The following is a 15,732-nucleotide window of genomic DNA, read 5'->3' on the forward strand; positions in this document are numbered from 1 at the left end:
AACTTTTAGTCCTGACAAAAGTGGGATGAAATAAAATTAGTTCTAACAATATTGCTGCAATCAAACCCGGTGATCTACAATTATGGGTGTTTTTCCTGTAGTGGCATTGATGTAAAGAGTTAAATCCTTACCCACTAATACTTCTAAGTTTTTCACTGGGTAACCAAATATCTCGTAGAGCTGCTGAAGCTTTAACCCGATATAGGCTTCTTGGTTGCTATTGGCTACATCGGTGATCAATAGAAATCTTATGATATTGGAACCATCTTGTGATGCGATCTGTATCTGAAACCGTTCTACATCTGAAAAAACGGCATTAAAATCATCCAGCTCATAGTTGCACTCGTTAAACATAAAAGAATTTGATGATCTCCCTTTTAATTCAAGGTAAGGTTGGCCATCAATTTCTACCCATTTACCAATATCGCCTGTATTGTACCTAAAAATCGGGAAACGTTTACGGAATAGATTACTTACCAGGAGAGAACCATAGCCACCAGCATCACAACTGCTTAGCTCCACTACCAGACCATCAATTACACTGAACAATGATGGTGACCGGCTGTAATTACACCAGGCCCATATCCCCGTTTCTGCAGAACCATACAATGAATAGATCTGCCGGGTTCCGAAAATATCTTCGAAAAGTTTGACATGTGATGGCGGCAAAAACTCGCCACCAAACAAAAGATTGTTAATGGATAAACGCAGCTGATTTTTTTTAAGGTATTGCGCAAAAAGGAATAATACTGAAGGTGTACCCAATAATAAATCAGGCTTAAAATTTAGCGCCATCTGGTAGGCATTTTCATAAGGCAAACCGGCACTGGCCACCAAAGTGGTTGCCTTACACCTTTCCAGCAGATCGTCCATAATGGCAGCGGTACGGTACATATCCATGTAACCGAACATATTAAGTGCAATGGTTTTTGGCGTAAAAACTTTAGCTTGTAGTAAAGCCGAAGCAAGCACTGCACGCTGTTCGAGATTTTCTGTAATATCAACCGGAAAAATCAGGGGTTTTTGGGTAGATCCACCAGAGCGCACCAAATAAACACCCCGTTCCTGGCTATGCAGATCGAAATGACCATTTAATAGTTTAATTAATTCCTTTTTACCTACTATGGGCGCATTTAGATAGTCTTCATGATCAAGATAATAGGATCTGAAAAGATCAGACTGTTTAACAACCTGGTAGTACTGATTAAGGAGGGGATTGATCATTAAAATATTTATCTTTTGATGAGCAGATAGCCGATGTATTTAGGCAAATAGCTGCGATAATACCATAAAAACCTGATTTTTTGGCTATTGGATGATAAATTCCGTAAAGCATGTTTATACCAGCGTTCGCCGATCATGCCCATCATCAGCTTATCGTGCTTGTCCTTACTATTTATATATCTCGAAATTATCGGTGGTAATTCAATTTGTTTAAAATGGCTGTATTTTTTCCTCGAAAGGCTACCAGGTACCTTGTTAACGTAAAGATAAGCGCCGGTTAGCAAAGCTATCTTTCCTGGCACTTGGTTTAAGATGCTTTTTAGTACCCTATACCAAAAATCGATGCCTTCATTTAGCTGCGCTTCGGTCTCGTATCGGTTAGCGGCAATCCATTTACTCCGTATCATTACATTACTGCCTACCCCCATGATAAAATTCCGGGCACTAACTGCCTTTAAAGGATCCTTAATCAGAAATAGATCTACATCAAGCGGCTCCAGGTACTTTTTTAAGGGCTTTAGGTCTGGATATATTTCATTGCCCGGCATAAACGCGATGTTTAGCACCATAAAATCAAGCTGATGCAATTTAAATGCTTGAGCTGCAACTTCCAACAGCCGTGGTTGATATTCGTCATCTGCATCCAAAAAACTGACTAATTCGCAATTAGTAGCCGCAAAACCGATGTTGCGTGCATTGCCCGGGCCTTTATTCTCGGTGAGTCTTATGACCTGTATCCTGCAATTGCCAAAAGCCGAAATATGATGATGTAAATATTCATAAACAATAGAAAGGCTATTATCTGTACTTAGGTCGTCTACAATAACCAACTCATCCGGCAGTTTACTTTGCCGGATGATTGAATTTAAAGTTTGCGTGATGTAAGCCGCCTTATTAAACAGGGGTATAATGATCGCATGTGTCATACCTATGATGCCGATATCATAGCAGGAAAGATGACTCCCCTACCCTGGTGAACATTAACCACGCTTTCTGCAGAACCACGGAACAAACCAGGACCAAAAGACCGGTCATTGTAACACAGTAGCATCCCGACTAAATTTATTACGCCTTTCTCCGTACCACTGCCATATTTAAACCAGCGTTGGGGTACATACTGTTGTACCATATAGTCGGGCCATTGTTTCGCTATAATATCAGACCAGGCAACAGCTTCGCAATCACTTTTTACGTACATATCGATACCACGGCCACCACTATTACGTTTTAACACCCAATTTAACGGTGAGTTGCTTACTTCATTCCGTTTTTCAGGCGTATGCAAGGCATAAGTAGGTATTAAAAACGACCGTAAGAAAAGATATTCTTCTTCAGAAAGATAATTTCTCATGATCTCTTCATTATAAAGAACAGCAAGAATACGTTTATCGTGAACCAATATCAGTGTACGTACATCGTTAAAGTAGTTCCCGTTATGGATAATCAGTTTTAATACCTCAAGGTCAAAATTACGTAGTTCTTCACGGTCCATTTCCAATATAAACTGATCAACGGGTTTGCCATCGAACAAAATTGACCCATTTTGGCATTTTAACTGGGCCGGACTTGCAGAAACATAATCCAGGCCCTGCTTGCTAAATTCATTTAACAGGTAAAATACCTCAGTGCCTTTTTCTTTCTCATGCACCAGCACAATAGGCTCACTACTATTAAAACGGCTAAAAATGGCAGGAATAAAGTCGCGCTGATGAGGAACAGCTTCCAACAAAGGCAAATGGCTATCTTCAGTAATCAGATTCAGGTAATAACTCAGCATCCATCCATTAATCGGATACCTTGCCCCTATCTCACAGATTTTGATACTGCCATCGTCTGCCTGTAAAAAATCGGGGCGGTACATGCCCACTTCATAAGGCCGAGCATTTGCGATGCTCAAAATATTGTTTAACGCCTCATCAAAATTATAAATGTTACGTATTCTTTCATCGGTAAAATAAGCATTCACAACATTGGTTAGCGCTTTGTTCAAAACCTGGCATAGTTTTTCCATGCGTAAAATTTCGCTACGGTTTACGGCAACCGGAACCGGAGAAAAAGAATCTGCACCATTGCAGGGTATTTCGCCCAGGTGTTTCATCAATAATTCACTCAGTGTTTCCTGATTACAGATGCTATGTTTTTCTACAAGCTCGCCCGTCATCATTTATACAATTTCTTCTTCAAACATCACAGGTTCCAAACTTGCGCTAATGGTTTCCATAACAGCTGCTTTTTTACTCAAATAATCGGCAACAATTTCGCGTAAATCATAATCTGCTAAATTTACATCCATCGCCTTAACATAATAATTGATGGCGTTAACGGCAAAAAAGAAATGGTTTTTCTCAGTTGGTCCACAGTGTACGGTTATCCAGGCCAGTGTATGTTTTAAGGTATCTTTATCGAAACCAAAATCATCTTCCAGCCAACGGGTAAACTTTGGTAATATAAATTCCACCTCGCCATGGGTATAAATTTCATGAACTAGTGTAGTTAACAGGCCAATCAACAAATCTTTATTGCGCAACGAGTTCTGGTCTTTCCAATATTTAAAAGCACGTGCACTTGGATCCAGGTATTGCCTTAACAACCAGCCATCATCGCCGCAGGTATTGGTAGCCATGGTATAGAACAAATCAGAGTGTAATACTTTGCCCACAACAGCCAAATCTTCATCAACAATCCTGTTCAGGCTGGCTACCGATCTGAAAAGCTGCGCTTCATCTGGTATAGGCATATTTTTATGGATCATCATGGTCATGCGATTGCTTAATCCGGCAACAGTTACCGCGCTATTATTGGTTTGGCTCCAGCTATGAAAAAAAGGCTTAAGATGATCCCTGTCATGCAGAAATGAAGTAAGTTTCACAAAACTGTCTTCAATTGTTTTAAAATGTTCAGCTTGTTGGGGAAAATAGGCTAAGAGTTGGTGCTTCAATGGAGATTCTTCAATCCCTTCAAGCACTGGAATGATAATTGACAATAAATTTTTCACGATTGTTTGGTTTAAGGTTTATTAAAATGTAAATATATACAGCTTAAAATATTCTTAATTTGTTTTAAATATAAAATAACCTAATGCTTTTTAGTTCGCACCTTAAAGGATGAGACTGAATATCAATATAAAAAACAAATAATATTTAAATAACTGATAATAAGCAATAAAGCTAATTATCGATTACCGGAATAATTGATGGAAGAGCATTTTTCATTTGGATAAGCGTTTTGAGTGAGCAGCTGGATTTGACTTATACATAGATACGCACTTTATTTTTAATAAGAAATAAGCACAGAAAATATATTCAAAAAATACACATTTTTACTTTTTAACACACTTAAAATGTATTTTATATCATACATATATTGCTATTATAATTCATTTGTATTTTTTGAATATGGCTTTTAAAAAAGAATCATATTTAAATTTTCACAAAAATCAATGTATATTATCCATCCACCCATCATGTTTTTTTTAAATTGTAAGTAACCCATGCTGTCACACAACCAAAAATTGCCCATTTACAAGTTAGAACCTGATGACATTGCAGGTAATAAACACTTTAGGTTATATCAATTTGAAGGCACTTTACCAAACCAATCGGAACTGCTGATTCCACACCGTAAAAACCATTACCTTATCGTTTTGATCAGAAAAGCAGATAGTCGCCAGTGGATTGATATGACGCCCTATAAGCTTAAAAATAATACGCTTTATTTTTCGGGACCAAATCAGATCATTGTTAAAGAGGGTTTTAAACAGTTATGGAGTACCGGAATTGCCTTTACAAAGGAATTTCTTTCGCTTCAGGAAAATGCTTCATTAAGCAAACTTCCATTGATACAAAACTTACATGATCAACATGAATTGGCCCTTAGTGCAGCTGACCTTGATTTTGTTGAAGATATGCTCGCAAAAATTAATGTAGAATACCAAAATCAGAGCGAGTGGCAGCAACGTATGCTTACGGCCTATCTCACCTTACTCCTCACCTACCTGAGCAGACTGTATACTGAACAGTTTAAAGATAACGGCCATTCTGCAGAGAAACTGTTGTTAAAAGATTTTCTGACGAAGATTAATGAATATTATAGGGAACTGCGCGAAGTGAGTGATTATGCTTCTCTATTAAATATTTCACCCGGACATTTAAGCGAAGTTGTGAAAATACAAAGCGGAAAACCTGCCATCAAACACATTCACGAGCGATTGATACTAGAGGCACAACGCTTGCTTTTCCATACCGATCAAGTTTTGAAAGAAATTGCCTTTGATCTGGGTTTTTCAGACACTTCTTATTTCAACCGCTTTTTTAAACGTGAAACAGGGCTAACACCGTCTGCATACCGTGCCAGTATCCGCAAAATGTACCATTAATACCGATGAATGTGTTCTACCATGATCAGCATCGTGGTCTACATTTGTATTAAAAAATGTATATATGAAAACAGTACTCATTACAGGAGCAAATAAAAGCATTGGTTTTGAAACGGCCAAACAGTTATTACAGCAAGGATATTACGTCTATCTGGGCTGTAGAGATATCCAAAAGGGAGAATTGGCAGTTGATCTGTTAAAATCAGAAGGCTTAAATGAGGTAGAACCCATTGAAATTGACGTTGACAATGCCAGCTCCATTAAAGCCGCAGCCGAATGGCTTACTCAAAAAATCAAATCACTTGATGTATTAATTAATAATGCTGGTATTGCCGGTAATATGCAAGCGGCATTAGATACTGATATAAATGTATTTAAAGAGGTATTTGAAACTAATTTTTTCGGAGTGATAGAAGTGACACAGGCATTTATCAATTTATTAAAACAATCTCCTGAACCTAGAATTGTTAATGTTACATCGGGTTTGGGTTCACTTGCGCTGCATAACGACCCAACCTGGAAATACTACAAAGTAAAACCCGCAGCATATGTTTCTTCAAAGGCTGCGCTTAATGCCTATACTATTTTACTGGCACATCAGTTAAGTGATACCTTCTTTAAAGTAAATGCTGTTGATCCTGGTTACACAGCAACAGATTTTAATAACCATTCAGGTCCCGGCACTGTAACTGATGCAGCGGCAAGGGTAGTAAAAGCCGCAACATTAGGTGCAGATGGACCAACCGGACAATTTTTTAGCGATGATAGTGCACCTGAAACGGGAATTAGTCCCTGGTAAAGTCTTTTGTAATTAAGATTTAAGCGATATAGATCTACCCAAGCAATGAGCTGCACAATCATTGCATGGGCAGATCCGCAAACTAAGCCGGTTAATAATTTTTTTCTGTTTTGCCTATAAATTTAAATATTTCCTGCCCAGGGGAGTCTAAGCAATATTCTCCAGATACCTTAGTACCTCTTCTTTTTTTCTACTGGAAACCTGAATCTTTTCTCCGTTCTCCATTTGAAGATAGCCCTCCCTGAAGTATTTTTTAACATAAGCGAAATTGACCAGGTAAGATTGGTGGCATCTTAAAAAGCCAAAAGGAGATAACAGACTCTCATAATCTTTTAAACCTTTTGACACCAGTATTTCGTTTGATCCCTTGATTACAAAAGTAGTATACCCTTTATCACCCCTGCACAACATGATACTTTCAATCGCGACCACTTCAATAAACTCTAGTGTTTTGAGTGCGATGCGCTTATTAGCCGATAATCCCTGGGCCAGGTAATGTTCTTTAGCGATGGTTAACTGCTGCTGATCAAATAAATCCTGTTTACGATGATGGAAGCATTTATTTAGCGCAGACGTTAAAGATTCTTCATCAACAGGTTTAAGCAGGTAGCCAAAAGCACCAAGATTAAGTGCCTGTATTGCATATTGGTCATATGCAGTTAAGAAGATCACCTGAAAATCGGTAACCTGAATTTGTTCAAAAAGCTGAAAACTATCACCATCCTTTAACCTGATATCCGCAAGAATAATTTCTGGTTTTAAAGCTGGTATCTCTAAGGCTGCGATAGCGATTTCGGCGGCTGAGCCCACCACTTCTACATAATCAATCCGGCTCACAATTTGTAAAATATGCTGCAAGATACGCGGTTCGTCTTCCAATATATAAAGTTTCATGTTAGCGTGTATATTAATCGTTGATAATCGGAATATTGATTTTTACCAGTACTCCAGTTTCCCCAGTATTTTTTTTGTCGGTAAGTTTAAAACTGGCGTTTTGGCTATAACGGCAAAAAAGTGCCTCAAATCGCTCAGCCAGGATGGTTTGCGCCAAAGATTGTTTTTGCTGATCGACAGAGGCTGTATTGCTTAAACCGCAGCCATTGTCGTTTATCGTTATTTCGAGCTGATTGTCCTGTTTTTCAAATGAAATCTTAAGCAGCCCTTTGTAAGGGATATTCCTGAATCCATGTTCGATTGAATTTTCGATGAATGGCTGAATAAGCATTGGGGGAATGAGTATACCCTGTGCATCAATTTCTTCCGAAACCGAGATCTGATAGGTAAAAGTATCAGCGTAACGCATTTGCTGTAATAACAGGTAATTATTTAAAGAAGATATTTCTTCGTCAATGGAAATAAAATCTTTTCTGTTTTGTTCGAGGATTGCCCTTAACAAACCTGAAAAGGATTTTAGATATCTGACAGATTCAGACGTGTTGCCTGAAGAGATCAAGCCCTGCAGATTGGAAATAGCGTTAAATATAAAATGAGGATTAAGCTGTACCTGAAGCAGTTTTTGTTCCATAATTAAACGCTGGTTATCGGCTGCAAGAAGCTTGTTTTTATCTTTTAACCGAAGCTGGCGATAACTGATAATAAACAATGATACCGCAGCAAGAGAAACAACCAATACCATGAACAGTAACCATCGTTGTTGATTAATCAATTTTTCATTTAACTTATTGCGACTGTTAAGGTCGTTAATACTGCGGTCTTTCTTTTCTACCTCGTATTTTTCATGCAATTCGGCTATTTTTGCTGCCTCTATGGCTTTATTATTTCTGATTTCCGTTTTATAAAGGGAATCGGCAGCAGCCAGAGCCGATCTGTAATCTCCTTTAAACTTGTAGGCATCCATCAGGCCCAGATAAGGACTAGTTTTGCGCTTTCCTGAAGGATCTTTTTTTTCCATTTCTATCCCTGCACGATAATAAAAGATAGCAGAGTCTGGTTGGCCATTTTGTATAAACGCTGTAGCCAGATTATTATAGGCAATGTCATTTAAGTTATCCGTTTTTTTCAGAAAACGGAAATATATACGGCTACAATCCAACGCCTTATCTGTCTTCCTTTGTTTACTGTAAATCTGTGCCTGATTATCGTAAGTGCGGGCGAGTGCGAGACTGTCTTTGATGTCAACAGCCAGTATGCGCGCCTGGTTATTATAATATAACATTTTGTTCAAATCGCCAAGCCTTGAAGCCAGCAAAAAAGAGATATCAAAATACCGTTGTTTAATAATAGGATGATTTTTATAAGGATGCGCCGCAAAATACTTGGCAGCGTATTCCAATGATTTTCGTTCATTATTATTTTGATAATAGGCCTGTGCAATTATATCGTAATAAAGATAGGTTAAACAGCTTTTCTGTGTCTCAGCTGTTTTTAAACCAGAGAAAATCCGGTTCATGAGCGTGGCTTCTACCATCGATCCATTGGCAATGGTATAGGAAATGATGATATTATTCCTCAATAGTTCAATGTCGTCATTTTTGCGGTATCCCTTCATTAGTTGATAAGCGGCGAAAGCACTATCTTTTTTCTTTTTAAGCGAAAATTTTCTTGCCCTAAAATAATGGTAAAAGGGATTTTTTTCCTTATCCGGCAATAAGGAAAGCATACTATCCTGCTGATTAATGATAAGCCTTAGCTTTTTAGAGCCCTTGAGCGTATCTAAAGAAAGGATAAATGAGATCAGATCAGCGGTAGACTGCCCTTTAACAGATACCGACGGGCCGGCACCAGTTGCCTCAGGTTTTTGTTCGCAAGAAACCAGGCAGAGCATAAAAAGTATAAAAACAGGAATAAAGCAGTACCGAAAAAAAATATTCATTATTGATTGTTTGATGGCTGAGTATTTTCTCAAAATTAAAGCTTAAATATATCAATCGGAAGCTTAGCTAAAAAACCTTTGTCAATATTCGGGGACTTTGAGGCGATATCCGCTGGTAAAAGTTAATTATTCGATCAAGACTAATTTTAGATTTCAATTTAAGGTATACTGCGGGTAAAACAATCGGTGCTTTTGAGCTTCAATGTATCAACCTTATTGGCCAGCAGGCTTACACACAAAGCAGTTCTAATACTCATGAACTCAATATTTATAACATGCCCTTAAGGCAAAGAACGTTTTTACTTAAATACAGCTTCAATTTCTAAATTCAGGAAAAGATAGTTTTGCTGTGAAGCTATAAATGAGCAATTAGAATACAAAGCAACTCAAGGTATAGCCAAAAATTTACCCCCACCTGATTAAGCATTTAATATCTTTGCCAGATGGAACATGTATTGGATAATCCTATTTATTATGCCCTAACATCCGGGCATAGACATATCTCAAAAGGCACTGATGAGGTAAAATATTATGTGGAAGATATCACCGCGTTTGCCGGCTTAAAAGATAATTCGCAAGAGAATCTAAATACACTCTATCATATCAGTCCGGCAGAAAGTGTTTTCGTGTTTTTCTCAAAAACACCAGTAGAAATATCCGGGCCATGGAAATTGTTGACCCATATTGATATGTTTCAATTCATTTTTCGCGGCAAAGAAATACCCATGGCAGATGCAAGTGAAATAACAGAACTGGATTTAAAACATGTTAATGAAATGATCGACCTGGTAGAACTAACCAAACCAGGACCCTTTCTCGCCAGAACCATTGAACTGAGTAATTATACTGGCATATTTGTAGAGGAAAAACTAGCTGCAATGGCTGGACACCGGTTTTTCCCGAGTCCTTACCGGGAAATAAGTGCTGTTTGTACACATCCTGATTATTTAGGCAAAGGGTATGCTTTTAAGATTTTACAAGAGCAGATTAAAAGAATATTGCTCCGTTTGGAAATACCTTTTCTGCACGTTAGAAATGACAATGAAGGCGCCATTAAACTTTACCAAAAACTTGGTTTTGAGATCAGGACCGATATGATTGCCTATGTGATCAAAAAAGAGGTTTAAACCAAGAAGAGAATGTTTCTAAATAGAAATCAGCAAAAAATTTGCGGTTTTTATGGCTTAATTTTGCCAGACAAATAACAAAACATGTCTAAAACAAAACTTACCATTAACAATAACGGCTCTGTTAAGATAGAGGGCGATTTCGAAATAGTAGATAGAAACGGTAATGCTTATGGCTTACAGGGCAGAGAAATAGTTTCGATCTGTCGTTGTGGTTTATCTAAAAACAAGCCTTTTTGCGATGGCGCGCATAATGGGCATTTTGAGCACGAAGCCATCGCATTCGATCTTCCGCCTAAAAAAGTTTAATAAACAGTATTTAAAAGCATCAATCTTCCTAGGTTGGTGCATTTTTGTTTCAAGCCCCACTTTTACCGGAACCTTTCTATGCAATTTGATGTTAAATGAATAAATAATCTACATTATGGCAAAAGAGAAGAAAAAAAGCAAAAAGAAAAAGGATAAAAAGAAAGGCAAAAAAAAGAATAAGTTAGGCGTCAAAAACTCGTTGGTAAATAACATTAATGCCCGAAAGAAAAAGGGCAAATCGAGATCCGAGAAAAAGTCAAAAATCAGCAAAAAGGCATACAAAAAAATGCAAAAAGGCTGGAAGAAGTAATTACTGATGTTTGGTGTTATTGTTTTCACCACATTTACCTGCAACTATCAAAGAGATACTTATATTCAAAAAGATAGCAACGTCTTCAATGAAAGCTTGTAACTTTGTACGATGGAATCAAGAAAACAGCACCGTAATAAAGAAACCTGTACAGCAAATTTAAACGCAGTAAAAGATGCCCTATATGTGTTAAATGGAAAATGGAAGTTTCCTTTGATTATTGCTTTGCAAGATGGGCCAAAGCGGTTTAATGAAATCCAGAAATCACTTGGAGAAATTACACCCAAGATTTTATCAAAAGAACTTAAAGATCTGGAATTAAATGAGTTTCTGGTTCGAAAGGTATTTTCTACTACTCCTGTTACTGTAACTTACGAACTTACGCCCTACAGTGAGTCGCTTGACCGGGTAATTAATGAGTTGAGAGATTGGGGATTGAAACATCGCGAACGCCTGGTGAAGAATAGAAAAAAAGAATCATCAGCAGCAGAAATGAAGGTTTCATTGTAGAAGCAAAAGCCGATTCTTTATTATCATCCATTTCGCCTAAAAAAGCAAAAAACCGATAATGATAAAATTCGGCTATCTTTGTACAAAATAAAATCCATGGCGGTATTACATAAAAAAGAAGAAAAAATTCAGGCAGTGCTGGGTAGGTTGCCTAAAAAATATACAGACGAACAATTTGTAGAAATGTTTATCAAACTTTATTCTAAAGATTGGGGCAAAATTAAATCAGCTTACATTAAACAATCTCAGGATAAAGAACCAGGAACAATCATCAATATGCCTAAACCAGAGGTATATTTAAGACAGATCCTTGCAAACTATCTGCAACAAGATCATGTAACTGAAGCAGCAGCACCTAAAGAAGAACCTGTTGCTGAGGCACCTGCAACTGAAGTAAAAAAGACAAAAGCACCAGCTAAGAAGAAAGAAGTTGTAGTTGAAGAAGCACCGGCCGGGGAACAAAAGAAAAAAGCACCTGTTAAAAAGAAAGCCGAAGCAACTGAAACGCCTTCATTTGAAGTTAAAAAAGCTAAAGCGCCTGCAAAGAAAAAAGCTGAGGCAACAGAAGAAGCTCCGGCAGCTGAAAAGAAAACAAAAGCAGCAGCTAAAAAGCCTGCAACAAAAAAATAAAAAATATTTTACCTCATATATAATAAATCACCTTTCTGGTTGTTTATATATATGAGAGCGTTAATTTAGATGACGGGGATAGGTCGGTATGATTTATCCCCGTTCTTTTTTAGCAGTTTTTTGCCCTTGCAGTTTAATCTTAGCAACATAAGCAGAGAAGACACTGACCTCAGCCATTCCAACTCATTTTTTCTCTAAACTTCAACGACCATTCTCACGATACGTCATTCCCAACTTGATTGGGAATCGTAATGCCTCGGTAGGTTTATATATTGCATTAAGATTCCTGCCTGCGCAGGAATGACGACCGTTCTCTAAAATCAGTCAATAATAGGCATCAAAGCATCTTTCAGCTTGTACCATAATTCATTTTCTCTCATCATCAAGTTTTACATCCAATTGTAAACTTTATTCTTTTGATTGGCATATCGGGAAAAGTCGATATACATTTGCATCATGGATCAGATAGAAATATTTAAAGCCCTTTCGAACAAAACACGTTTACAGATTTTAGGCTGGTTAAAAGAGCCTGAGTTACATTTTCCGGAACAGCCAAATGCCGATTTTGAAAATGTTGGTGTTTGCGTTGGGCAGATCCAGCTTAAAAGTGGCTTATCACAAAGTACCATTTCCGAATACTTGTCTATTTTGCAGCGTGCTGATTTAATCAACTCTACACGCCTGGGCCAATGGACTTATTACAAACGAAATAAAGAAGGCTTAAAAAAATTAAGCAATATCATCAATACCGAATTATAATTTAGAAACATATGAACACAGATAGTTTATTCAGGCCATTTAGCCTTAAAACATTAAATATCAAAAATAGAATTGTAATGGCGCCGATGACGCGTTCGTTTTCTCCTGGTGGTGTACCAACGGCTGAGGTTGCATCGTATTATGCAAAAAGAGCAGCCGGAGAAGTGGGTTTAATTTTATCAGAGGGGACGGTAATTAACCGTCCGTCTTCTTCATCAGATCCCAACATTCCACATTTTTACGGTACCGAAGCTTTAGCAGGATGGCAGCAGGTAATTAATGAAGTGCACCAGGCCGGTGGGCAAATGGGGCCACAAATATGGCACCAGGGTATTCATGCAAATCATGCTTCAGGCTGGTTGCCAGATACCCCATTTGAAGGGCCTTCATCTTTTAATAGTCCGGGTTTCGAAAACGGCGTACCGATGACAGATGCGGCTATTGCCGATACTATTGCTGCTTTTGGTCAGGCTGCGGCTGATGCCAAGGATTTAGGTTTTGACACAGTTGAAATACATGGCGCACACCAATATCTGATTGATCAGTTTTTTTGGGATGCGACCAATAACCGCACCGATATTTATGGAGGTAAAACCTTAGCCGAACGTACCCGATTTGCTGTTGAAGTAATTAAAGAAGTACGGAAACGGGTTGGTGAAGATTTCGCCTTAATTATCCGCTTATCACAATTTAAACCCGCTGCTTATGATTTTAAATTAGCTAAAAATGAGCAGGAAATGGAACAATGGTTAACACCAATGGCCGAAGCCGGAATTGATATTTTCCATTGTTCGCAGCGCCGTTTCTGGGAACCTGAATTTGAAGGTTCTGACTTAAATTTTGCGGGATGGGCCAAAAAAGTAACCGGGAAAGCTACAATCTCAGTGGGCTCAGTTGGTTTGGATGGCGATTTCTTTGGTGCTTTTGCAGGCCAAAGCTCACAGCCTAGCTCGCTAGACGAACTGGTACGCAGAATGGACCGTGGCGATTTTGATCTAGTAGCAGTTGGTCGGCCGCTTTTAGCAGATGCGAATTGGGTGGAAAAAATTAAAAATAACCGCATGGAAGAATTGAAAGGCTTTAGCAAAGAGGCTTTAATGGAATTGGTATAAAAACCATATTTCTTCTTTTTATTTTAAAAGCATCTCGAAAGGGATGCTTTTTTGTTTGTGATGTCAGATGTTACCATCTAACATTTAGAGTTTTTGCCACGGAAAACACAGAAATCACGGAGTTAGCTGCACTCTCGCCTAGTCCGTCATTACGAGCAGGCTTTTTTAGCAACGAAGTAGAAATTTCGTGAGTTGTAGGATAAATGAATAGTTTTTTTCTCTATGATTAGGAAAGCAGTGCCTGCAATGCTTCGCTTGCTCCAGCCCCGCCCTTTGCTTAATCCCGACTGAAAAAGTCGGAATAACGCTGTCGGTCGGGTTTATTTTACCTCTTACAGTAGCAATGCTGTGGCCACCTAAACCCCTGCCCGTTGCAGGCGGGCGATCAAAGCGGGATGCCAATTCCTTCAAATTGGCAGAGGCGGGAGCGGGAATACAACAACCCAAAAGCTTCTGTTATTGCTTTCAAAAAAACCTAAATCCTTTTTTTATGGTGTTAGACATGGCCAATCAATCTGCCTAACGATTTTTTCCTTAAATTCACATCAAAAATTGATCATCCCATGTCGAACATTAAACTCATTATCGAAGAAAGGCCGGCGAACATTGGCAATTTTATGGTTGGCAGACTCCTGCCTTTCAGAGAGAAACGTATGGTTGGGCCATTTTCATTTATTGATCATATGGGGCCTGCTGCAATGAGTGATCATGAGAACCTCGATGTCCCACCTCATCCGCATATTGGTTTATCTACCTTAACTTTCTTGTTCGAGGGCGAAATTACACATAAAGACAGTTTGGGATCGGATATTGTAATTAAACCCGGGCAGGTAAACTGGATGACCTCAGGCAGCGGCATTGTACACTCAGAAAGAACCCCTGAATACCTTCGCCATACCGATAAAATGCTCCATGGCTTACAGATCTGGGTAGCTTTGCCCAAAGCTTTAGAACAAATGGAGCCTGAATTTTGTCATGTGGAAGAAGCAGACATTCCAAACTGGACTCAAAATGGCGTCCATTTTAAATTAATTGCTGGAGAGGCTTTTGGCTATAAATCTCCTGTTCCAGTGTACAGTCCGCTGTATTTGTTAGAATTAAAAAGTACAAAACGGGAGAAAGTAAATATTGGCGATTACCTGTTTGGCGAAAGTGCGCTGTATATTTTAGAAGGAGTAATAGAGAGCGACGGACATATTTTCGAACCCCGCCAGATTTTAATTGCCAACGATGCCAAACTCTGCGAATTTACCATGCACGAAAACACCACTGTTTACATTTTCGGGGGCGAACCTTTTCCCGAAGAACGTTTTATTTACTGGAACTTTGTGGCTTCTGACAGGGAATTGATTGAAAAAGCCAAAATAAAGTGGCTGGAACAAACTTTTAAACCTGTGCCGGGAGAAACTGATTTCGTGCCTTTACCCAATCAAAATCCATACCTAAAGAAATAATCCTGATGGAAATACAACAGCTAAACAGCGAAAAGAAAGGACAGTTCGAAGCCTTGGATAACGGCTTGCAAGCAGGCATTCTGGCATATGTTTGGGCTGGCCCCGGCAAATTCATTATTGATCATACCGAAGTCAGTGCAGATTTTGCTGGCCAAGGTGTAGGAAAAAAATTAGTGATGGCGGCTGTAGATTATGCCCGGGAAAACAAGCTAAAAATCCTTCCCCTTTGCCCATTTGCAAAAAGTGTTTTCGATAAAACACCCGAAATCCAAGATGTATTGTTTTAATAT

General features: G+C 38.5%; 17 protein-coding genes. 11 read left to right on the plus strand and 6 right to left on the minus strand.

Going from position 1 to position 15,732, the window contains the following annotated elements; all coding sequences use genetic code 11:
• Positions 1 to 60: 60 nt before the first annotated feature.
• The 4 genes from BLR60_RS19480 to BLR60_RS19495 are packed head-to-tail and all read right to left on the minus strand — an operon-like array spanning position 61 to position 4,219.
• Positions 61 to 1,224 carry an AMP-binding protein gene (locus tag BLR60_RS19480; RefSeq protein WP_090502899.1) on the minus strand — a complete coding sequence of 388 codons (1,164 nt, stop codon included), beginning with the start codon at positions 1,222 to 1,224 and terminating at the stop codon, positions 61 to 63.
• A gap of 8 nt (positions 1,225 to 1,232) precedes the next feature.
• Entirely contained in the window at positions 1,233 to 2,150 is a 918-nt protein-coding gene (locus BLR60_RS19485; protein WP_090502901.1) for a glycosyltransferase family 2 protein, read from the minus strand.
• 2 nt (positions 2,151 to 2,152) lie between these two features.
• Positions 2,153 to 3,388 carry a hypothetical protein gene (locus BLR60_RS19490; RefSeq protein WP_090502904.1) on the minus strand — a complete coding sequence of 412 codons (1,236 nt, stop codon included), beginning with the start codon at positions 3,386 to 3,388 and terminating at the stop codon, positions 2,153 to 2,155.
• A complete protein-coding gene (locus BLR60_RS19495; protein WP_208600683.1) occupies positions 3,389 to 4,219 on the minus strand; it encodes a class II glutamine amidotransferase domain-containing protein in 831 nt (276 codons plus the stop codon).
• Between the two features lie 495 nt (positions 4,220 to 4,714).
• Here BLR60_RS19495 and BLR60_RS19500 point away from each other — a divergent pair, with 495 nt between their 5' ends.
• Both BLR60_RS19500 and BLR60_RS19505 read left to right on the plus strand, forming a co-directional pair.
• On the plus strand, positions 4,715 to 5,599 hold the full coding sequence (locus tag BLR60_RS19500; RefSeq protein WP_090502908.1) for a helix-turn-helix domain-containing protein: 885 nt from the start codon (positions 4,715 to 4,717) through the stop codon (positions 5,597 to 5,599).
• Positions 5,600 to 5,663: 64 nt separating this feature from the next.
• The gene (locus tag BLR60_RS19505; RefSeq protein WP_090502909.1) at positions 5,664 to 6,398 is read left to right on the plus strand and encodes an SDR family oxidoreductase; all 735 of its coding nucleotides are present in this window, start codon (positions 5,664 to 5,666) and stop codon (positions 6,396 to 6,398) included.
• Between the two features lie 147 nt (positions 6,399 to 6,545).
• Here the strand turns inward: BLR60_RS19505 and BLR60_RS19510 are convergent, their stop codons facing one another.
• Both BLR60_RS19510 and BLR60_RS19515 read right to left on the minus strand, forming a co-directional pair.
• Positions 6,546 to 7,292, minus strand: a complete 747-nt coding sequence (locus BLR60_RS19510) for a LytR/AlgR family response regulator transcription factor (RefSeq protein ID WP_090502912.1) — start codon at positions 7,290 to 7,292, stop codon at positions 6,546 to 6,548.
• A gap of 13 nt (positions 7,293 to 7,305) precedes the next feature.
• On the minus strand, positions 7,306 to 9,231 hold the full coding sequence (locus BLR60_RS19515) for a histidine kinase (protein WP_090502913.1): 1,926 nt from the start codon (positions 9,229 to 9,231) through the stop codon (positions 7,306 to 7,308).
• Positions 9,232 to 9,674: 443 nt separating this feature from the next.
• On the opposite strand from BLR60_RS19515, the gene BLR60_RS19520 reads away from it, so the two are divergent.
• The 9 genes from BLR60_RS19520 to BLR60_RS19565 all read left to right on the plus strand — a co-directional run bounded on the left by BLR60_RS19520 (position 9,675) and on the right by BLR60_RS19565 (position 15,729).
• On the plus strand, positions 9,675 to 10,358 hold the full coding sequence (locus BLR60_RS19520) for a GNAT family N-acetyltransferase (RefSeq protein WP_090502915.1): 684 nt from the start codon (positions 9,675 to 9,677) through the stop codon (positions 10,356 to 10,358).
• Between the two features lie 84 nt (positions 10,359 to 10,442).
• Positions 10,443 to 10,667 (plus strand): CDGSH iron-sulfur domain-containing protein, encoded by a 225-nt coding sequence (locus BLR60_RS19525; protein WP_056849153.1) that lies wholly within the window; start codon positions 10,443 to 10,445, stop codon positions 10,665 to 10,667.
• A gap of 115 nt (positions 10,668 to 10,782) precedes the next feature.
• Positions 10,783 to 10,977: a hypothetical protein gene (locus tag BLR60_RS19530; protein ID WP_090502916.1), complete on the plus strand. Its 195-nt coding sequence runs from the start codon at positions 10,783 to 10,785 to the stop codon at positions 10,975 to 10,977.
• 111 nt (positions 10,978 to 11,088) lie between these two features.
• Positions 11,089 to 11,487, plus strand: a complete 399-nt coding sequence (locus tag BLR60_RS19535; RefSeq protein WP_090502918.1) for a winged helix-turn-helix transcriptional regulator — start codon at positions 11,089 to 11,091, stop codon at positions 11,485 to 11,487.
• A gap of 96 nt (positions 11,488 to 11,583) precedes the next feature.
• Positions 11,584 to 12,117, plus strand: a complete 534-nt coding sequence (locus BLR60_RS25125; protein ID WP_208600684.1) for a hypothetical protein — start codon at positions 11,584 to 11,586, stop codon at positions 12,115 to 12,117.
• A gap of 456 nt (positions 12,118 to 12,573) precedes the next feature.
• Complete coding sequence (locus BLR60_RS19545; protein WP_090502920.1) at positions 12,574 to 12,876, plus strand: ArsR/SmtB family transcription factor; 303 nt, start codon at positions 12,574 to 12,576, stop codon at positions 12,874 to 12,876.
• An 11-nt stretch (positions 12,877 to 12,887) separates the two neighbouring features.
• Complete coding sequence (locus BLR60_RS19550) at positions 12,888 to 13,988, plus strand: NADH:flavin oxidoreductase (protein ID WP_090502921.1); 1,101 nt, start codon at positions 12,888 to 12,890, stop codon at positions 13,986 to 13,988.
• Between the two features lie 563 nt (positions 13,989 to 14,551).
• Positions 14,552 to 15,442, plus strand: a complete 891-nt coding sequence (locus tag BLR60_RS19560; RefSeq protein ID WP_090502924.1) for a pirin family protein — start codon at positions 14,552 to 14,554, stop codon at positions 15,440 to 15,442.
• 5 nt (positions 15,443 to 15,447) lie between these two features.
• Complete coding sequence (locus BLR60_RS19565) at positions 15,448 to 15,729, plus strand: GNAT family N-acetyltransferase (RefSeq protein ID WP_090502926.1); 282 nt, start codon at positions 15,448 to 15,450, stop codon at positions 15,727 to 15,729.
• Positions 15,730 to 15,732: the final 3 nt, after the last annotated feature.

Source organism: Pedobacter terrae, assembly GCF_900100705.1.
Lineage (GTDB): Bacteria > Bacteroidota > Bacteroidia > Sphingobacteriales > Sphingobacteriaceae > Pedobacter > Pedobacter terrae.